Source organism: Streptomyces sp. NPDC059909 (genome assembly GCF_042730885.1).
In the GTDB taxonomy this organism is placed as follows: Bacteria; Actinomycetota; Actinomycetes; order Streptomycetales; family Streptomycetaceae; genus Streptomyces.
Genome location: NZ_JBHWKX010000031.1, coordinates 1 through 18,614, shown reverse-complemented (window position 1 = coordinate 18,614; position 18,614 = coordinate 1). Strand labels below are relative to the sequence as shown.

Below are 18,614 nucleotides of genomic sequence, written 5' to 3'. Positions count from 1 at the left end.
CATCGAGACCAAGGGCGGCATCATGCCCCCCCCCCTCTCCCCCCCCCCCACCGCGCCAATCGGCGCTTCTCAGCAGCGCTGCCCCGGCACTCCGTCGACCAGGGCGGACAACAGCCCGCCCAGCACCTCGCGCTGACCGGGCGTCAGCGGCGCCAGGATGTCCTCCGCGGCGGCGCGGCGTGCGCTGCGCAGCTGCCGGAGCGTGGTGCGGCCGGTCTCGGTGAGCTCGATGCGCACCACCCGGCGGTTGCTCGGGTCGGGGACGCGCCGGACCCGGCCGCTCGACTCCAGTCCGTCGACGAGCGTCGTGACGGCCCGCGGCACGACCTCCAGCCGCTCGGCCAGATCGGCCATCCGCGGCGCCCCGTCGTAGTGCGCGACGACGCGCAGCAGCCGGGACTGCGCGGGCGTGATGCCGACCGGCTCCAGATGCAGTTTCTGAATGCGGTGGAGCCGGCGCGTCAGCCGCAGCAGCTGCTCGGCCAGCAGACCGTCGGCGTCGGGGGCGGGGGCGGGGATGGTCATACGGGGAACAATATCAGGACCAGGTTCATTGTGAGTATAGGTAACAGTGAGCTATGCTCCTGAAATCTGTTCGTCGAAGCCCGTCCGTCCCGGCCCGGGAGTCCGCCCCACCCTCAGAAGGAGCCCATGCGCCCTCACGACGACGGTCCGTCATGGACCCCACCCAGCCGTCCGCTCGATCCCACACGGCCGGAGCCGCCCGCACAGGTGGGGCGCATCCTCCGGCTCTTCCGTCCGTACCGCGGCCGGCTCGCCCTCGTCGGGCTGCTCGTCGGTGCCTCGTCGCTCGTCTCCGTCGCGTCGCCCTTCCTGCTCCGCGAGATCCTCGACACCGCGATCCCACAGGGCCGTACGGGGCTGCTGTCGCTGCTCGCCCTCGGCATGATCCTGACCGCCGTGACGACGAGCGTCTTCGGCGTGCTGCAGACCCTGATCTCCACCACCGTCGGCCAGCGCGTCATGCACGACCTGCGCACCAGTGTCTACGCCCAGCTGCAGCGCATGCCGCTCGCCTTCTTCACCAAGACACGCACCGGTGAGGTCCAGTCGCGCATCGCCAACGACATCGGCGGCATGCAGGCGACCGTCACCTCGACCGCGACGTCCCTGGTCTCCAACCTCACCGCCGTCGTCGCGACGATCGTCGCCATGCTCGCCCTGGACTGGCGGCTCACGGTCGTCTCGCTCGTCCTGCTGCCCATGTTCGTGTGGATAAGCCGCCTGGTGGGCCGGGAGCGCAAGCAGATCACGACACAGCGGCAGAAGCAGATGGCCGCCATGGCCGCCACGGTCACCGAATCGCTGTCGGTCAGCGGCATCCTGCTCGGCCGCACCATGGGCCGCGCCGACTCGCTCACGCGCTCGTTCGCCGACGAGTCCGAGCGGCTGGTCGATCTGGAGGTCCGCTCCAGCATGGCCGGGCGCTGGCGGATGTCCACCATCGGCATGATCATGGCCGCCATGCCGGCGCTCCTCTACTGGGCCGCGGGACTCACCCTCCAGAACGGCGGGCCGGCGATCTCCATCGGTACGCTCGTCGCCTTCGTCTCGCTCCAGCAGGGCCTCTTCCGCCCGGCCGTGAGCCTGCTCTCCACCGGGGTGCAGATCCAGACCTCGCTCGCCCTGTTCCACCGCATCTTCGAATATCTCGACCTGCCGGTGGACATCAGGGAGCCGGAGCAGCCGGTGCGCCTGGAGAAGATCCGCGGCGAAGTGCGTTTCGAGAACGTCGACTTCAGCTACGACGAGAAGAGCGGACTGCCGACGCTCGACGGTATCGACCTCACCGTTCCGGCGGGCGGCAGCCTGGCCGTCGTCGGGCCCACCGGGTCCGGCAAGTCCACGCTGAGCTATCTCGTGCCCCGGCTGTACGACGTCACCGGCGGCCGGGTCACGCTCGACGGCGTCGACGTGCGGGACCTGGACTTCGAGACGCTGTCCCAGGCCGTCGGAGTCGTCTCCCAGGAGACGTATCTCTTCCACGCCTCCGTGGCCGACAATCTGCGCTTCGCCAAGCCCGACGCCACGGACGAGGAGATTCAGGCAGCGGCCCGCGCGGCCCAGATCCACGATCACATCGCGTCCCTGCCCGACGGCTACGACACCCTGGTCGGCGAGCGCGGCTACCGCTTCTCGGGCGGTGAGAAGCAGCGCCTCGCCATCGCGCGCACGATCCTGCGGGACCCGCCGGTGCTGATCCTGGACGAGGCGACGAGCGCCCTCGACACCCGTACGGAGCATGCGGTGCAGCGGGCGATCGACGCGCTTTCGGCGGGCCGCACCACCATCACGATCGCCCACCGTCTCTCGACGGTCCGGGAGGCGGACGAGATCGTCGTGCTGGACGGCGGCCAGATCGCGGAGCGCGGCAGCCATGCGGAGCTCCTTGACCGCGACGGGCGCTATGCGGCGCTGGTGCGGCGCGATGCGGAACCGGCAGCAGCGGTCACGGCCTGACCGTGCCCCGGTCGGCGCCCGTTCCCCTGCGGAGCCGGAGGGCGGGAGCCGGAGCCGGCGGTCGGTCCCTGCCGGTGTCGGTGGCCGTGCCCCTGCCGGTGCCGGTGCCGCCTTGCGCCGTCCTTGTCCGCCTCAGGCGGGCGCGCCGACGAGCGCGGGGTCGTGGCCCAGGAGGCGCTGGATCTCGTGGACGGCGGCACGGCCCGCCCGGTTGGCGCCGATCGTCGACGCCGACGGGCCGTAGCCGACGAGATGGATGCGTGCGTCCCGCACCGCGCGGGTGCCTTCCAGGGCGATGCCGCCACCGGGCTCGCGGAGCCTGAGCGGCGCGAGATGGTCGATGGCCGCGCGGAAGCCCGTCGCCCAGAGGATGACATCCGCCTCGACCGTGCGGCCGTCGTCCCAGGCCACCCCGGTCGGCGTGATCCTGTCGAACATCGGCAGCCGGTCCAGCACGCCCTCGGCGCGGGCACGCCGTATCGCATCGTTCAGGGGGAGCCCCGTCACCGAGACCACACTGAGCGGCGGCAGTCCGCGTCGTACGCGCTCCTCCACCAGGGCGACGGCCGCCCGGCCCTGCTCCTCGCCGAAGGGCCCCTCGCGGTAGACCGGCGGGCGCCGCGTCACCCATGTGGTCTCCGCGGCCTCCTCCGCGATCTCCATCAGATGCTGGGTGCCCGACGCCCCACCGCCGACCACCACCACGCGCAGACCCGCGAACGCCTCCGGCCCCGGGTAGGCCGCCGTGTGCAGCTGGCGCCCGAGGAAGGTCTCCTGCCCGGGATAGCGGGGCCAGAAGGGCCGGTCCCAGGTGCCGGTCGCATTGATGAGGGCACGCGTCGCGTACGTACCCTCCGACGACTCCACCAGCAACCGGCCGCCCTCGCCCTCCCGCACCGCGCGCACGTCCACCGGGCGGTGCACGCGCAGATCGAAGGTGTTCTCGTAGCGCGTGAAGTACTCGACGATCACCTCGGACGACGGACGGCTGTCATCGGCATCCGTCAGCTCCATGCCGGGCAGTGCGTGCATGCCGTGGACCTTGCCGTACGTCAGCGACGGCCAGCGGAACTGCCACGCACCGCCCGCCCGCGGTGCGTGGTCCAGGACCACGAAGTCCACGTCGGGGCGCAGCCCCGCGCGCCGCAGATGATAGGCGCCGGACAGGCCCGCCTGTCCGGCGCCGATGACGACCACGTCCACGTCCCGCGCCCCAAAGTTGTTCACGTTTCCACTAACAGGGGGCGGTGCGTGGATCTTCCCGGCGCCTTCAGCATGATCTGGCGAGGAACCCCGCAAGCCAGGCCTCTTCACCTGCCGGAACTGCGGGGTCAATGCTCACGCAGACCGGAACGCTTCTCGCGACATCGCCCACAAGGGCGAGGCTGCGTGGACTGCGGTGCGTGAGTCACGCGCCCCTGCCACCCCATAGGGGTGTCTGGGTATCTGGACGGAGGAGTTCACCCGGCGCGCCAGTTGGGCGCCACGTCCAAACCCGGTCGCTTACGGCCGGGTCAAGTTGACAGGAAGTTCACGCCCTGGGCCAGCGGCAGATCGGCCGAGTGGTTCACCGTGTTCGTCGCCCGGCGCATGTACGCGCGCCATGCGTCCGAGCCCGACTCCCGGCCGCCGCCCGTCTCCTTCTCTCCGCCGAACGCGCCGCCGATCTCGGCGCCCGAGGTGCCGATGTTGACGTTCGCGATCCCGCAGTCGGAGCCGTCCGCGGCCAGGAACCGCTCGGCCTCACGCTGGCTCTGCGTGAAGATCGACGAGGAGAGCCCCTGCGGGACCCCGTTGTGCAGCTCGATCGCCTCGTCCAGCGTGCGGTAGGTGAGGACGTACAGGATCGGTGCGAAGGTCTCCTCCCGGACGATCGCCGTCTGCGCGGGCATGCGGACCACCGCAGGACGGACGTACGCGGCAGCCGGAGCCTCGTCCTGCAGCCTCCGGTCGCCGCCGGTCAGCACCTTGCCGCCGTCCGCCTGCGCCGCCTCCAGCGCCTTGGTCATCGCCTCGTGCGCCGCCGTCGAGATCAGCGGACCGACCAGCGTGTCCGCGCGGAAGGGGTCGCCGATCGGCAACTGGCCGTAGGCGTGGACGATCCGCTCCGTGAGCTCGTCGGCGATGTCCTCGTGCACGATCAGCCGGCGCAGGGTCGTGCAGCGCTGCCCCGCCGTCCCGGCCGCCGAGAAGACGATGCCGCGCACCGCCAGACCGAGATCGGCGGACGGGGTGACGACCGCCGCGTTGTTGCCGCCGAGCTCCAGCAGACAGCGGCCGAAGCGGGCTGCCACGCGCGGTCCCACCGCCCGTCCCATCCGCACGGACCCGGTGGCGCTGACGAGCGCCACCCGCGCGTCGTCCACCAGGCGTTCGCCGCACTCCCGGCCGCCGAGCAGCAGCCCGTGCACGCCCGCGGGCGCGCCGCTGTCCGCTGCCGCCCGGCCGAGCAGCGCGTCGCAGGCCAGCGCGGTGAGCGGGGTCAGCTCGGAAGGCTTCCACACGACGGTGTCGCCGCACACCAGCGCGAGCGACGTGTTCCAGGACCAGACGGCCACCGGGAAGTTGAACGCAGAGATCACCCCGACCACGCCGAGCGGATGCCAGCTCTCGGAGAGCCGGTGGCCGGGCCGCTCGGACGCCATCGTGCGGCCGTACAGCTGCCGCGAGAGACCGACCGCGAAGTCGCAGATGTCGATCATCTCCTGCACTTCGCCGAGCGCCTCGGAGTGGATCTTCCCGGCCTCGATCGTCACCAGTTCGGCGAGGTCCTCCTTGTGGGCCGTGAGCAGCTCACCGAGCCGTTTGACCAGTGCACCCCGGCGAGGCGCGGGGACCGTGCGCCACTCACGGAAGGCGGCGTCGGCCGCCGCGATCGCCGCATCGGCGGCGTCGGGGGTGGTGGCGGGCAGCGTGAAGAGCGTGCCGCCGGTCAACGGCGTACGGGCCGTGACGCCGTCGCCGCCGGTCGGCAGCTGGGCGCCGCAGCGGCGCAGGGCCTCCTCGGCCCGCGCCCGCAGCACGTCGGTGTCGGGCAGTGCGGTGGTGGTCATGCGTCGCTCTCCTCGATTCGTCCTGCGGATCACGTCGATGCGTACTGCTGCTCATGCTGCGGCCAGGCCCTTTCGGGCCCGGCCCAGCGAGGCATCCTGCTGTGCGGCGTACAGGTCGAACGGGTCGTGCACCGTGCGTCCGATCGCCCCGGACATCCCGTGCTGGTCGTAATGGATGCCCGGCCGGGCGGAGTCGCGGGCACCCGGATCGGTGAGATTCGACTGGAAGATCCCGGCGGCCGAACGTGGCAGGAAGTCCTCGTAGACGATGGGGCGGGCCGTCAGCCAGCCGCCGTCGAGCAGGCCCGCGAGATCGTCGGGCGGACGCCGACCGTCGCGCGGGCGGTCGGGGACGGCCTCGTACGTGAAGAACCCCAGGCCCTCCACGGCGAGTTGGCGCTCGGTGCGCGGGAAGTGCGCGGCCCACTCCTCGACCGGTCCGTCGACGAGCCGGTCGTACAGGGCCCGGCCCGCACGGCTGAGCGCGACGCCGCGCGCCTCCACCTCGCCGAAGCGCACCCGCAGCGAGCCTGTGGTGACGCTGCCGTCGGCTTCCCGGAACGTACGGGGTTCCGCCAGCGCGCGGAACGACGTCTGGCGCAGGAGCACATCCGGGCCCTCCCAGCGCGGAGGCCCCTGGATACGGTCGATCATCGTGATGCCCCGCTCCTCCATGCGCCGGTACAGCTCGTCGATGTCCAGCACCCGCGGGGTGAGGTGATTGATGTGGGTGCCGGCCACACCGCCGATGTCGGCAGCGACCGCGGAGACCTTCTCCAGCTCGGCGTACCAGGCGCGGTCCACCGGCTCCGGGGACAGCTCGAAGGCGGCGACCGCGAGCGTGAGGAACCGCTCGGCCCGCTCCTCGGGCAGGCCCGCCTCCCGTTCGGCCAGGGCCGCCAGCTCCAGCAACTCCGGCGGGAACAGCTCACGGAGCCCCAGGAACGCCTCGAGCCGCTGCTCCAGATCCGCGTCGAAGAAGCGGCGGTCGGCCGGGGTCAGCATCGAGGTGAAGACCCGGAACGGATTGCGGTCCAGCTCCTCGGGCAGGACCGGCCGGAAGGCGGTGGAGACGACCGGGACGGCACTGGTCGTCGCGTCCCGCAGATTGTAGAAACCGACGGGCTCCATGCCGAGCGCGGCGAAGATCTGGGCCGCCTGCCGCAGTTCGCGGGGCGTGCCGACCCGGATCGCGCCGTGCCGCTCCGCCGTGACCCGCTCGATGCTGCCGAGCCGCTGGGCACTCTCGCCGCCCGTGCGCAGCACGTCGTCGTTGACCTGCCCCGCGACCTCCACCAGCGTGGTGTACGTGGGCACCTCCTTTCCGTACATCGCGGAGAGGCGGCGGGCGAAGGCGGCGCGGAGCTGCCAGGTGGGAACCATGCGAACCTCCGTCAGATGATGTGGGCCTCGGGCCGCGCCGAGGCGGTGCCCTCGAAACGGGTCGCCGCCAGCGGGCCGACGTCGAGGAAGGGTTCCCGCCCCAGCCACAGATCGCGCACGATCTCTCCGACCGCCGGCGCCTGGAGGAAGCCGTGCCCGGAGAAGCCGGTGGCGTACAGGAAACGGGAGACGTTCGCGGCCTCGCCGATCAGCGCGTTGCGGTCGGGCGTCATCTCGTACAGCCCCGCCCAGCCGCTCATCGGCTCCAGCCCCGCGAGCGCGGGGGCGCAGCGTGCGGCGGCCTCCCGGAACGGCTCCAGCCACTCCTCGCTGAAGTCCCGTCCGAAGCCGGGTTCCTGGCGAGTGTCGGACAGGCCGAGGACGAGGCCGTCTGCCGTGTCGTTGTGGAAGTAGAGAGTCGATGCGAAGTCGAGCGTGAAGGGGATCCGGGGCGGATGGGGGACGATCGGGCCCGTGAGGGCGATCTGGCGGCGCAGCGGGGTGACCGGGAGCGGCACGCCGGCCATCGCGCCGACCGCGGCCGACCAGGCGCCGGCCGCACAGACGACGGTGCGCGTGCGGACCGTGCCGGCCGTGGTGTGCACGGCCTGCAGCGTGCCCCCGTCGGTGTCGATGCCGGTGACCGTGCACCGGGTCCGTACGGTCGCGCCGAGGCGCTGCGCCGCGCGCAGATAGCCGAGGACGGCGGCCCTCGGCAGGGCGTACCCGTCGTCGGGGGACCAGGCGGCGGCCACGATCGCGGCCGGGTCGATGTACGGGCACAGCTCATGGGCCTCGCGGGGGCTGATGACGCGGCTCCGCACGCCCAGCTCGCGCTGCACGGCCGATGCTTCCCGGAACGCGGCCGCGTCCTCGTCACGGCCCAGCAGGAACAGATAGCCGACCGTCTCGAGCCCCACGTCCGCGCCGGGCCGCACGGCGAAGTCGTGCCAGGCCCGCAGACTGCGCTGCCCGAGCCGGATGTTGAGCGGATCGGAGAACTGTGCGCGTACGCCGCCGATCGGCTTGCCCGAGGAGCCGGACGCCGGCGTGTCCCGCTCCAGGACGAGCACGTCGCGGACCCCGGCCTCGGCGAGGTGGAAGGCGATGGCGGCGCCGATGACACCGGCGCCGATGACGACGATCTCGGCGGAGGGCGGGAGGGGAGGAGGCGCCGACGCGGGCGGGGGCGTACGAGCAGTGTCGTGAGCCATGAGGCCATGGTGGCTGGCGGTGGCCTGCGCGTCCATGGAGCCTCGGCGGGCCGGTCTTCAGCCCGTCCGGCGCTCGAGGACGGACACGCAGGCCCACCGCACGGTGCCGGGCGTCACCGGGTGGCACCCGGGACCGGGGGCGGCGGGCCCGCAGGACACGCCCTACCGCCCGGTGCCCCCCACCAGCAGGGGCGCGCCGCCAGGTGCCGAGGCGGGGCGGCCGTTCGTCGCCGGGACAGCCCGCAGCGGAGACACCGGAATCCTCGGAAGCAGGCCCCGCGCGGCCAGCTCGGGCGTCACGCCCTCCCCGAACCAGTACGCCTCCTCCAGATGCGGGTACCCGGACAGCACGAAGTGCTCGATGCCGAGGTCGTGGTACTCCTCGATCCGGTCGGCGACATCCGCGTGGCTGCCGACGAGCGCCGTCCCCGCACCACCCCGGACCAGACCGACGCCCGCCCACAGGTTCGGGGAGATCTCCAGCTTTTCGCGGTCGACGGACCCCGCCCCGTGGAGGGCGAGCATCCTCTGCTGGCCCACCGACTCGCTGCGGCCGAGTGCCTGCTGCGCGGCGGCGATCGTCTCCGGATCCAGGTCGGAGAGCAGCCGGTCCGCCACCGACCAGGCCTCGCGCGCCGAGTCGCGGGAGATCGTGTGCAGCCGGATACCGAAGCGGACGCTGCGGCCCCGCTCCTCCGCGAGCCCGCGGATCCAGTCGATCTTCTCCCTGACCTGCTCGGGCGGCTCGCCCCAGGTCAGGTACACGTCCGCGTGCTCCGCCGCGACCGGCCCCGCCGCTGCCGACGAACCTCCGAAGAAGATCTCCGGCAGTGGGTCCGGCGGCAGCGCCGTGAGTCCGCCCTCGATCCGGAAGTGCTCGCCCTCGAAGTCGTACGGCCGACCACCCCACACACCCCGCACCACGGACAGGAACTCCGCCGTCCGTGCGTAGCGCCGGTCATGGTCCAGGTGGTCACCGAAGCGCCTCTGCTCGGTCGAGTCGCCACCTGTCACGACGTTCAGCAGCAGCCGCCCGCGCGTGATGCGCTGGTACGTCGCCGCCATCTGGGCCGCCAGCACCGGCGAGATGACGCCTGGCCGGAAGGCGACCAGGAACTTCAGCCGCTCCGTGTGCTGGGCCAGTGCCGCCGTCGTCAGCCAGGCGTCCTCGCACCACGTGCCCGTCGGCGTCAGCACCGCTTCGAAGCCCAGCTGCTCGGCAGCCTTCGCGATCTGTGCCAGATACTCGATGTCCGGCGCCCGCACCCCGCTCACCGGGGTGATCCGGGACCGTTTGATGCCGCCGTCCGTGTACGCGTGGCGGTCCACGAGGGTGCGGCCGTCGCCGCCGGTCGGCAGGAACCAGTGCAGATGAACGGTCATCAGGAAGAGGCCTTTCCGTAGCTGCGCGCCGGGGTGGTCGACGGCGGCAGGTTCTTGTTGAAGCGGTCGTCGACGTAGTCGGCGAACGTGAAGCGCCGGGGGATGAGTTTCAGCCCGGCGAAGGCGTCGGCGATCTTCTGCTCGGACGCGATCGCGGCGGCGTCGACGGCGACCGGCACCCTGGTCCCGTACGAGCGCTTCACCGCGTCGAGCGCGACCTCGTACGGCAGCCCCGTGTCCTTCGCCCAGACCTTCGCCCACTCCGCCGGGTGCTCGAAGACCCAGTCCTGGGCGCGCCGCAGTCGTTCGACGAAGTCGCCGATCGCGGCCGCCTTCTCCTTGTCGGCGAGTGCGGACGGCGCGGCGACCTGGAAGCTCAGTCCGTTCACCAGCCCGTTGCCGTCCGTCAGGACCCTGCTCCGCCCGCCCCGCAGGACCTGCGAGGTGTACGGGTCCCACACGGCCCATGCGTCCACCTTGCCGCTCGTGAACGCGGCCAGTGCGTCGGCCGGCTGGAGCAGGCTCAGCTTGATGTCGCCGAGGCCGAGCCCGGCCTTCTTCAGCGAGGCGATGAGCTGGTAGTGCGCCGAGCTGCCCTGGGCGACGGCGACCGTCCGCCCCTTCAGGTCGGCGGTCTTCCGCAACGGGGAGTCCTTGCGGACGAGGATCGCCTCACCCGCGGAGTCGCCGTGCGCGGCCGCGACGACGGTGATCTTCGAACCGGAGCCGGCCGCGAAGACGGGCGGCGTGTTTCCGACCGAGCCGATGTCCACCGCCTTGGCGTTGACGGCCTCCAGCAGCGGCGGCCCGGACGTGAACGTCGACCACTTGATCCTGTAGGTGAGGTCGTCGAGCTCACCGGCTGCCCGCAGTACGGCCTCCGAACCGCCCTTCTGGTCGCCGACGTTGAGTGTGAGCGAGCCCTTCCCGTCCACGCTGCCACCGGCTCCGCCCGAGGAGTCGTCGGCGGCGGAGCTGCCGGAGCAGGCGGAGAGGAGGAGGGCGAGGGGCAGCAGGAGGGCGGCGGGGAGTGTGCGCTTCATGGGCTGAGTGACTTTCTGGTGAGGGTGGTTCACGCGGCGGACGGGGAAGGGGCGGCCTGCGGGGACGGGGCGGCCTGCGGGGACGGGGCGGGTTCGTCCACGCCGAGTTCGGTGAGCAGCTGGGCCCGGAGGGCGGCGAACTGCGGATCGCCGACGGTGCGCGGCCGGTCCAGGGCGACCGGGGTCTCGTACGCGATCACGCCGTCCCGCATGACCAGCGCCCGGTCCGCGAGCAGCAGCGCCTCGTCCACGTCGTGCGTGACCAGCAGCACGGCGCACCCGCGCCGCTGCCACAGCTCGGCGACCAGCTGCTGCGCCTTGAGCCGGGTCAGCGCGTCCAGCGCGCCGAAGGGCTCGTCGAGCAGCAGCAGATCGGGTTCGCGTACGAGCGCCCGGGCGAGCGAGGCCCGTTGCGCCTCGCCGCCGGAGAGGGTCTTGGGCCAGGCACCGGAGCGGTGGCCGAGACCGACCTCCTCCAACGCGCACTCGGCGACGGCACGTTCGGGCTTGCCCGGCAGGCCGAGCAGCACATTGCGCCACACCCGCTTCCACGGCATCAGCCGCGGCGCCTGGAAGGCGACGGCCCGCCGCTTGGGGACGAGGACCGTCCCCTCGATGTCACGGTCCAGCCCGGCGAGCACGCGGAGCAGCGTCGACTTGCCGCAGCCGCTGCGGCCCAGCAGTGCGGTGAACTCGCCCGCGCGCAGCGTCAGATCGAGACGGTCGATGACCGGACGGCCGTCGAAGGAGCGGGTCAGCCCTTCGACGCGTACGGCATCGGCTGTCGTGGCGGCCGTGGCGGCCGTGGTGGTTCCGGGGGTCCCACTGGCCCCGGTGGTCCCCGGGTTCCCCGGCGCGCTCGCTGCCGTGCCCACCGGGGGGCTCACTGTCCCTTGAACGTCGGTCGCCATTGCAGCAGGAGCCTTTCGAGAGTACGGACGATGGCGTCGGCGAGCAGGCCGAGGAAGGCGTACACGACGAGGCAGACGACGATGACGTCGGTGCGGAAGAACTCCCGTGCCTGGTTCATCAGGAAGCCGATGCCGGCGTCCGCGTTGATCGACTCGCCGAAGACCAGCGCGAGCCAGGCGGTCGCGAGCGAGTAGCGGAGCCCGGTCATCGCGCCGGGCAGCGCACCCGGCAGCACGACGTGCCGGATCAGCCCCCAGCGGCCGAGACCCAACGACTGCCCCGCCTCGATGAGTTGCTCGTCCACGCCGCGGATTCCGGCGTAGACGTTCAGATAGAGGTGGAAGGCGACACCGAGCGCGATCAGCGCGATCTTCGGGGCCTCGCCGATGCCCAGCCAGATGATGAACAGGGGGATCAGGCCGACCCAGGGGACGGTGCGCAGCATCTGCACGGTCGCGTCGACCAGGTCCTCACCGAGCCGGGACAGACCGGAGACCAGGGCGAGGCCGATGCCGGTCACGCCCCCCAGCAGCAGACCGACGGCGACGCGCTGCAGCGAGACGCCCATCGCGTTCGGCAGCGTGCCGTCGGCGACCAGATCCGCGGCGGCGCGGGCGATGGTGCCGGGGGAGGCGAGGGCGTCGGCGTGCAGGAGCCCGGTGGAGCTGGCCACCTGCCACAGGACGAGCAGCAGCAGCGGGCCGACGGTGCGGCGCAGCCAGCGGGGTACGGAACGGCGGCGGGCGCCACCGCTGCGTCCGCCGCCGGGCGGGGTGACGGCTTCGAGCACGAACGCGGCGGAGGTGGAGGCCGGGGCCGAGGTTTGTGCCGGCGCCTCGACAGAGGATGGGGGCGGGGCGTCGACGGGTGGTGTCTTGGATGTGGATATGCCGGGAATGTCCGGCGGGGCATGGCCGACGGTCACGGAGGCTCCTGGGCGGGGAGGTGTGCCTCAGCGCCCCTGCGACAGCACGGCGAAGCCGTGACCGCCGGGGGCCGGGCGAGGCGAGTGGGAAGAGGGGGAGAACTACAAGGAGAACGAGAGCGGTGCGGCGCTACGGCCTACGCGCAGGGTCGAAGCACCGGATCCGTTCCAAGCGCTGAGAAGGCGTCAGCAGCCGCGGCGACACGCGGCGGAGGCCACCCGCAGCAGGTCGATGTGACCGCGCGTGGTGAGCAAGGCTGTACGCAACATGGCGCAGAACGTAGCGACCGGGTCAGTGGCCGGTCAATGGCGTCTCGCCACGCGGACGCGCAATCCTGCAGGATGGGCGAGAGGATGGAACCATGCCCGAAGCCTTCACGACCAGAGTCCTGAACGTGGTCACCGGCACGGCCGAGGCCGTGACCGACCTGACCCGCGAGTGCGAGAAGTTCCTGGAGGAGACCGCGGCGGGCCGGGACGGCCTGCTCCACGTCTTCGTGCCGCACGCCACCGCCGGCATCGCGGTCATCGAGACCGGCGCCGGCAGCGACCACGATCTGCTGGCCGCGCTGCACGTGCTGCTCCCCGCCGACGACCGCTACCAGCACCGCCACGGCAGCCCCGGCCACGGCCGCGACCACGTCCTGCCCGCACTGGTGCCGCCCCACGCCACCCTGCCCGTCATCGGCGGCCGGCTGGAGCTCGGCACCTGGCAGTCGGTCTGCCTGGTCGACACCAACAGGGACAACCCCGAGCGCCAGGTGCGGTTGTCGTTTCTTGGGTGAGGGTGTCGCGGGGGGAACGACTGTAGGGCTGGACTCCGGCCGTGCCAAACGAGCCACTCCCAGGCGGCGTGACGCTGGCTTGTATGGACCGGAGCCGGGGAGACGGCCCCGTGCTAGCCTGATGCGTTTGCAGCGCCGTCGTACCGGGACTCCGCCCGACGCCCCGGGATCGGTGGCTGCGTCCCAGCCGCGCCTTCCTCGGTACGGTCCCTTTGGAGGAAGGCTCTCTGTGAGCGATTCAGCACGCGCCGACGCCCGGCAAGGAGACTTGTCCGTGGCGTCGACCCTTACTCCGGCCTTGCCTCCGGCGGCGACCTTCTCGGAGCTGGGGTTGCCGGCCGAGATGCTGCGCATGCTCGACGAACTCGGTGTGACAGAGCCCTTCCCCATCCAGGCGGTCGCGTTGCCGAACGCTCTCGCAGGCCGGGATGTCCTCGGCCGGGGGCGCACCGGCTCGGGCAAGACGCTCGCCTTCGGTCTGGGGCTGCTCGCCCGGACGGCCGGGCGGCGAGCGGAGCCCAAGCAGCCACTGGCGCTCGTCCTGGTGCCCACCAGGGAGCTGGCGCAACAGGTCAGCGAGGCGCTCACCCCGTACGCCCGGGCGCTGCGGCTGCGCCTTGCGACCGTGGTCGGCGGGGTGTCCATCGGCCGGCAGTCTGCTGCGCTGCGCGAGGGGGTCGAGATCGTGGTCGCCACGCCCGGTCGCCTGCACGACCTGATCGAGCGCAAGGACTGCCGTCTGGGACGGGTGTGCATCACCGTCCTGGACGAGGCCGACCAGATGTGCGACATGGGGTTCATGCCGCAGGTCACCGAGATTCTGGACCAGGTGCGTCCCGAAGGGCAGCGCATGCTGTTCTCGGCCACCCTCGACCGTGACGTCGACCAACTGGTCCGCCGCTACCTGCACGACCCCGCCGTCCACTCGGTCGACCCGTCGGCCGGGGCGGTCACCGCGATGGAGCACCATGTCCTGGTCGTGCACGGTCCGGACCGGCACGCGGTCGCCACGGAGATCGCCGCCCGTGACGGCCGCGTCCTGTTGTTCCTGGACACCAAGCACGGGGTCGACCAGCTCACCAGGCATCTGCGGGCCAGCGGAGTCCCCGCCGCGTCCCTGCACAGCGGGAAGTCGCAGCCGCAGCGCACCCGGACCCTGGCACAGTTCAAGAACGGACAGGTCACCGCGCTGGTGGCGACGAATGTCGCGGCGCGGGGCCTGCACGTCGACGACCTCGACCTTGTGGTCAACGTCGACCCGGCCACCGATCCGAAGGACTATGTGCACCGCGCGGGTCGCACGGCCCGGGTCGGCCGATCCGGCACGGTCGTGACGCTGGTGCTGTCGGGACAGCGCCGCGAGACGAGCCAAGTCATGGCGGACGCCGGCATCGCGCCCACGATCACCAAGGTACGGTCCGGCGAGGCGGACCTGAGCCGGATCACCGGCGCCAGGGCCCCCTCCGGAGTGTCCCTCGATGGTGGGCCCGCCGCAGCGCGGCCCAAGAACCACAACGCTCCGTTCCGCGGTCTGGGCACCAGCAAGGACGAGGCTCGCGGCTCCGGCGGTAAGTCCCGCAAGGGGAGCGAGGCGCGCAAGCTCGCGGAAGCCCGCAAGGCGGCCCGCGTGCGGCGCGGCCGTTGAGTCGGGATTTGAACCCACGACCTCTTCGTCCCGAATGAGGTTCGGGTGGGGTCGGCACCGGGTGGTTTGGTGTTTTGCCTGGTCAGGGCATTGGGGTGTGGTGGTCTCGGGTGGTGCCGAAGGGGCTTGGGGAGCGGGTTGGCTCCCAGGTGGCTCCCAGCGGGTGGAGTTCCAGTCTCGTGCTGGGACGGGAACCGGCGCGGATCGCGCCACAGCGGCCATCACCACGACGACTGCCGTCACCACAGTGGTGAGGACGCCGGGTGTGATCGCCCAAGGTCAGGGCTCGCCTCACCCATGTTCCTCGAGATGTCCAGGTGCTTCGCCATCGCTCGGATCGGAACTGCTCGGCCTGGAAAGGACATGAGGGCGCCTTCGTGGCGGCTAAAACCATGCGGTGCCGGCCAACGTCGCGTGAGGCGCCTGAAGAGATGGCCTGGAGTTACCGCTTACCGACTTGATCGCTGGCAGGATTCGGTGCGTCTGAGCAGCGCGCACACGCATGTGCGAACCGAAGTGGCGATGGGATGGGGGCAGTATGGCCAGAGGGCCGGAGGTTAGTGAGAGCGTTCGACGGGAGCTCTGGAGGCTGGCAAACGGCATGTGCCAGATGTGTCGGCGGGAGCTGGATCCCGGGACTGCTGGACGCACTGCAACGGCTCAGACGGCACACAACGTGGCGCTCAGCGATCATGGGCCCCGAGCGGACCCCGCCCTGCCGATCGAGGCTAGGAACGCCGTATCGAACCTCTTATTGCTGTGCTCGACCTGCCACGACATCGTCGACAAGAACAACGGGAAGGCGTACACCGTTGAGGAATTGTCCAGGCGCAAGGCGGAACATGAGACCTGGACTGCCGCGCTGAGGAAAGCCGGACAGGCGTGGAGGATGTGCTACAGCAGCATCGACTACCTCAACGTGCCGAGGGTCGCGATGCTTCCGGGCGGGGATGTCGTGCGCCAGGCGGCTCAACGTGCTGGCCTCGACCCCACGCGGCCGTTCTCTGGGCAGGGGTTCGCCCCCGGGGTGTTCGTCGGGACGGTACGTCCTGTCTTTGAGTCGTGGCGGGATCATGCCGTTCCTCTCGACGAAGTGCGTCTGGGCACGATCCAGCAGGGGATGTACGTGGCGTTCAACGCGCCGATGCGCAGCCGCAACACATCCAACCGGCCTTTTCCTCGGCCGCTTACCGGGTCATGGCAAGACGACCCCTACCTGTCGTTTCGGTTGGGTGGACGGACGATCATGATCCGGTACGACCCGCAATGGCTGACCACCGCCACCGCTGGCACGGATTTGGTCAGCGCAGAAGCGGAGCAGGTCGCCTATGCCGGGATCGGCCTCGTCGTAGGCGAATCGGCCGACGCCATTCGGATCTCCGCGCTGTTCTTCGGGAAGCCGCAAACCTCAGAAGGGGCTTACATGAAGTACATCGTTCAGGGCGAGGGCCCGATCGCAAGAGCAGTAGCTGTCGATGACTTCGAGACAGAGGTGTCGTCGAGTGCGTCGGGATCCCAGCTGCAGGGGGCTCCTAGTGACCCGAGCAGCGATTACGTCACTGTGGCGCTGCACTTCAACGAACTCGAGGTCCATCCAGGGCAGATCGAGCGGGAGACATTCCGGCAGCTGATGCGTGTGATACCGGAATTCAGGCGTGATCTCACGGTCTCCATAGGCACTGTCTTCACCCACTCGGTACTGACCGCCATGCCAAAGCCGCTGGACATCGCCGCGGCCCTCTTGGCAGGCACGCCCAAAGTGTGGTCGACGCACTCCATTCACGGCCTGGGCACTTTGCTGGCAGATGTGGAAGTGGCCTACGCCCTCGTGCGCGGTGTGCGTAGAAGCCAACTCGACGACCTGCATCAAGCGCTCCTGGCGGGGTCGGCGAGCTATCTCGGGGCTGTCGAGGTACACCTTCGACGCCCGATGCACCAGCACTTCTATGCGGCGAGCCCCCGCTATCGACTCGTCGAAGCGGATCTCCGGCTGCTGTACAGCGCCAGGGAGTACTACGGGGAACTCGGCAACTGGGACTACAGACCTCACGATCTGCTCGATGAGTGGGAAGCGGAAAAGACCTTCGAGAGCGTGAGTTGGGAGGAGGACAAGGAGCAGAGCGCCGCCGACCTGCGCCAAGCTGAGGAAGAAGTCTCGGAGTTGATGGCCGTGATCGACCGGGGTGAGACGGCGGATTGATGGACGTGGGCCGATAGCTGGTGGCGCGGCGTCTCCCCACGATGGGTTCGCCGCGTAGTCCACGGGCTATGGCTCACAGTGTGGCGGCTGGGGACCGGTCAAACGGAGATCCGACAGGACCTGGAGAGCCAGTTTGAAGGGCTGGTTGCGGGAGCCGTGCGGTACGGAAACTGCGGATCCGAAGGTGCGCTGTGCGGCGAGAGCTCGGGGGCCTACCAGCCCTGTGAGCCGGCAGTGGCGCCAGAGGGGAATGGGCCGGTGGGCATCGACCACGATGAGGTCCGGTCGACGCCAGATAACCAGCGCCCAGGGGCCGTTGCTGCGCCCCGAGTCGGCCCAGGCTCCGACCAGCGGCGCGTCCTCGGCGGCGCCGACCGCTTCGAGTGCCACCAGTGCGGGGTTGCTGAAGCGGCCGGTGACGTGGAGTAGCAGCTGTCCGTGGCGGTGTACGTCGCGGCCCTTCTCGATGAGGGACCATACGGCGTCGGCGAGCGGATCGTCCTGGACGACGCCCGACGCGACATCGAGCACGGCGGCCTGGTCGACGGCCGGGCCGAAGGCTGCGTCGAGCAGCGCTGTGTATTCCGTGACGTACGCGGAATCCACTGCGGGAAGCAGGTGACCGACTGCCTGGGAAGCTTCGTTGAAGGCGAGCGTTTCAGGGGTGATCTCGTAGCGTGGGGCGTGACTTCGGAGCACGGCGAGGGCGACTGCGGCGAGGCTGCCGACCTGGGGCTCAACGCGCTCGGGCACATGCTCGCCCAGGGCGCGTACGGCGCGGGAGAGCAGGGGAATTCAGCCGGTATGTGTCGGAGGCCAGGCGCTTGCCGCGACGAACCACAGGGTCAGCCGGACGACGAGCATGCGTTCCACAGGGCCCCGCTCGGGAGCGAGAGCGAAGGCCACCAGGCGTTCCACCAAGCGCCGGTACCTGCGGCGGACTTCCTGGTCGGCCTGCCGGAGGTCGGGCAGTGTGGCGGTGCCCGCTCCGGCACCGGCTGCCTCGGGGTCGTGCTCCGCTGCCACAGCCTCGGCGCCGTCCCCGTCGAGAGCGGCTTCGACGTCGTCGGTGAACCGCTCGTCCCAGGAGACGGGCAGCAGGTCCTGAAAGGGCGTGCCAGTGCCCGTGGGCAGGGGGAGCCCGAGCGCGAAGCACGCGGCGGAGACCAGGGTGGTGATGTACGCGTCGAGGCCGGTGCCCTCGAGGACCGCCTCGATCGCCGCGCGCGAGGAGCCGGAGGCCACGGCCATCGGCACGCCGTCCGTGTGCAGCCGCTCCACGAACGTGCGCATCTCCGGGTAGACCTCCGTCTTCGCACGGGCCAGCGCCAGATAGTGGTGGTTCTTCCCGGCCAGGAGCTCCTCGACCGGGGCGTCGATCCCGTACTCGGCGCGCAGGCTCTCCAGTGTCTCGCGGGTGCCGATGCCGATGAAGCGGGTGTGGTGCTCCCAGGTGAAATCGGTGATGCCTTGACTTCCGCTCCCCGCCCTAAAGGACTCCGTTGGGAAATGCGTAAACCGGTGGGTGTGATCTTGTCGTCAGGCGGCGAGTTGGAGTCGGGCGAGGTGCGAGGTGCGGGTTCCGCCGAG

At 70.8% G+C, this 18,614-nt stretch carries 15 protein-coding genes and 2 pseudogenes; 5 read left to right on the top strand and 12 right to left on the bottom strand.

The features are described from left to right. Nucleotides 1–69: 69 nt before the first annotated feature. On the bottom strand, nt 70–525 hold the full coding sequence (locus ACFV9O_RS21485; protein WP_385420200.1) for a MarR family winged helix-turn-helix transcriptional regulator: 456 nt from the start codon (nt 523–525) through the stop codon (nt 70–72). 126 nt (nt 526–651) lie between these two features. Between ACFV9O_RS21485 and ACFV9O_RS21480 the strand changes: the two genes are divergently transcribed. Then, nucleotides 652–2,481, top strand: a complete 1,830-nt coding sequence (locus tag ACFV9O_RS21480) for an ABC transporter ATP-binding protein (protein ID WP_385420198.1) — start codon at nt 652–654, stop codon at nt 2,479–2,481. Between the two features lie 132 nt (nt 2,482–2,613). On the opposite strand, the gene ACFV9O_RS21475 is transcribed toward ACFV9O_RS21480, so the two are convergent. Then, nucleotides 2,614–3,708, bottom strand: a complete 1,095-nt coding sequence (locus ACFV9O_RS21475; RefSeq protein ID WP_385420196.1) for an NAD(P)-binding domain-containing protein — start codon at nt 3,706–3,708, stop codon at nt 2,614–2,616. Between the two features lie 73 nt (nt 3,709–3,781). Between ACFV9O_RS21475 and ACFV9O_RS21470 the strand changes: the two are divergent. Next, a pseudogene (locus ACFV9O_RS21470) lies at nt 3,782–3,913 on the top strand (RNA-guided endonuclease TnpB family protein); the annotation flags it as partial. An 82-nt stretch (nt 3,914–3,995) separates the two neighbouring features. Here ACFV9O_RS21470 and ACFV9O_RS21465 read toward each other — a convergent pair. The 8 genes from ACFV9O_RS21465 to ACFV9O_RS21430 form a co-directional block, all read right to left on the bottom strand. Then, nucleotides 3,996–5,534, bottom strand: a complete 1,539-nt coding sequence (locus tag ACFV9O_RS21465; RefSeq protein WP_385420195.1) for an aldehyde dehydrogenase family protein — start codon at nt 5,532–5,534, stop codon at nt 3,996–3,998. Nucleotides 5,535–5,585: 51 nt separating this feature from the next. Beyond that, entirely contained in the window at nt 5,586–6,917 is a 1,332-nt protein-coding gene (locus tag ACFV9O_RS21460; protein WP_385420193.1) for a 2-oxoadipate dioxygenase/decarboxylase family protein, read from the bottom strand. Between the two features lie 11 nt (nt 6,918–6,928). Then, the gene (locus tag ACFV9O_RS21455; RefSeq protein ID WP_385420192.1) at nt 6,929–8,131 is read right to left on the bottom strand and encodes an NAD(P)/FAD-dependent oxidoreductase; all 1,203 of its coding nucleotides are present in this window, start codon (nt 8,129–8,131) and stop codon (nt 6,929–6,931) included. Between the two features lie 162 nt (nt 8,132–8,293). After that, entirely contained in the window at nt 8,294–9,514 is a 1,221-nt protein-coding gene (locus ACFV9O_RS21450; protein ID WP_385420191.1) for an LLM class flavin-dependent oxidoreductase, read from the bottom strand. After that, nucleotides 9,514–10,557: an ABC transporter substrate-binding protein gene (locus ACFV9O_RS21445; RefSeq protein WP_385420190.1), complete on the bottom strand. Its 1,044-nt coding sequence runs from the start codon at nt 10,555–10,557 to the stop codon at nt 9,514–9,516. The genes ACFV9O_RS21450 and ACFV9O_RS21445 overlap by 1 nt, the downstream gene beginning before the upstream one ends. A gap of 29 nt (nt 10,558–10,586) precedes the next feature. Then, nucleotides 10,587–11,468 (bottom strand): ABC transporter ATP-binding protein, encoded by an 882-nt coding sequence (locus ACFV9O_RS21440; RefSeq protein WP_385420188.1) that lies wholly within the window; start codon nt 11,466–11,468, stop codon nt 10,587–10,589. Next, nucleotides 11,441–12,394, bottom strand: coding sequence for an ABC transporter permease (locus ACFV9O_RS21435; RefSeq protein ID WP_385420186.1), 954 nt, complete (start codon nt 12,392–12,394; stop codon nt 11,441–11,443). The genes ACFV9O_RS21440 and ACFV9O_RS21435 overlap by 28 nt, the downstream gene beginning before the upstream one ends. Before the next feature lie 186 nt (nt 12,395–12,580). After that, on the bottom strand, nt 12,581–12,664 hold the full coding sequence (locus ACFV9O_RS21430) for a putative leader peptide (RefSeq protein WP_351816447.1): 84 nt from the start codon (nt 12,662–12,664) through the stop codon (nt 12,581–12,583). Between the two features lie 92 nt (nt 12,665–12,756). Between ACFV9O_RS21430 and ACFV9O_RS21425 the strand changes: the two genes are divergently transcribed. From ACFV9O_RS21425 to ACFV9O_RS21415, 3 genes are all read left to right on the top strand, one after another. Continuing rightward, nucleotides 12,757–13,179, top strand: coding sequence for a secondary thiamine-phosphate synthase enzyme YjbQ (locus tag ACFV9O_RS21425; RefSeq protein WP_385420185.1), 423 nt, complete (start codon nt 12,757–12,759; stop codon nt 13,177–13,179). A gap of 121 nt (nt 13,180–13,300) precedes the next feature. Continuing rightward, nucleotides 13,301–14,824 (top strand): DEAD/DEAH box helicase, encoded by a 1,524-nt coding sequence (locus tag ACFV9O_RS21420; protein ID WP_385420183.1) that lies wholly within the window; start codon nt 13,301–13,303, stop codon nt 14,822–14,824. A 676-nt stretch (nt 14,825–15,500) separates the two neighbouring features. Further along, entirely contained in the window at nt 15,501–17,024 is a 1,524-nt protein-coding gene (locus tag ACFV9O_RS21415) for a hypothetical protein (protein WP_385420181.1), read from the top strand. 66 nt (nt 17,025–17,090) lie between these two features. Here the strand turns inward: ACFV9O_RS21415 and ACFV9O_RS21410 are convergent, their stop codons facing one another. Continuing rightward, nucleotides 17,091–17,777 (bottom strand): hypothetical protein, encoded by a 687-nt coding sequence (locus ACFV9O_RS21410; protein WP_385420180.1) that lies wholly within the window; start codon nt 17,775–17,777, stop codon nt 17,091–17,093. 375 nt (nt 17,778–18,152) lie between these two features. Beyond that, nucleotides 18,153–18,494, bottom strand: a pseudogene (locus tag ACFV9O_RS21405) (HAD family hydrolase); the annotation flags it as partial. Between the last annotated feature and the right edge of the window lie 120 nt (nt 18,495–18,614).

What these genes read in the sequence shown, in the direction of transcription:
- ACFV9O_RS21480 (WP_385420198.1), top strand. Translation starts at nt 652, where the DNA reads ATGCGCCCTCACGACGACGGTCCGTCATGGACCCCACCCAGCCGTCCG.
- ACFV9O_RS21445 (WP_385420190.1), bottom strand. Translation starts at nt 10,557, where the DNA reads ATGAAGCGCACACTCCCCGCCGCCCTCCTGCTGCCCCTCGCCCTCCTC.
- ACFV9O_RS21440 (WP_385420188.1), bottom strand. Translation starts at nt 11,468, where the DNA reads ATGGCGACCGACGTTCAAGGGACAGTGAGCCCCCCGGTGGGCACGGCA.
- ACFV9O_RS21430 (WP_351816447.1), bottom strand. Translation starts at nt 12,664, where the DNA reads ATGTTGCGTACAGCCTTGCTCACCACGCGCGGTCACATCGACCTGCTG.
- ACFV9O_RS21425 (WP_385420185.1), top strand. Translation starts at nt 12,757, where the DNA reads ATGCCCGAAGCCTTCACGACCAGAGTCCTGAACGTGGTCACCGGCACG.
- ACFV9O_RS21455 (WP_385420192.1), bottom strand. Translation starts at nt 8,131, where the DNA reads ATGGCTCACGACACTGCTCGTACGCCCCCGCCCGCGTCGGCGCCTCCT.
- ACFV9O_RS21485 (WP_385420200.1), bottom strand. Translation starts at nt 525, where the DNA reads ATGACCATCCCCGCCCCCGCCCCCGACGCCGACGGTCTGCTGGCCGAG.
- ACFV9O_RS21465 (WP_385420195.1), bottom strand. Translation starts at nt 5,534, where the DNA reads ATGACCACCACCGCACTGCCCGACACCGACGTGCTGCGGGCGCGGGCC.
- ACFV9O_RS21420 (WP_385420183.1), top strand. Translation starts at nt 13,301, where the DNA reads ATGCGTTTGCAGCGCCGTCGTACCGGGACTCCGCCCGACGCCCCGGGA.
- ACFV9O_RS21450 (WP_385420191.1), bottom strand. Translation starts at nt 9,514, where the DNA reads ATGACCGTTCATCTGCACTGGTTCCTGCCGACCGGCGGCGACGGCCGC.
- ACFV9O_RS21460 (WP_385420193.1), bottom strand. Translation starts at nt 6,917, where the DNA reads ATGGTTCCCACCTGGCAGCTCCGCGCCGCCTTCGCCCGCCGCCTCTCC.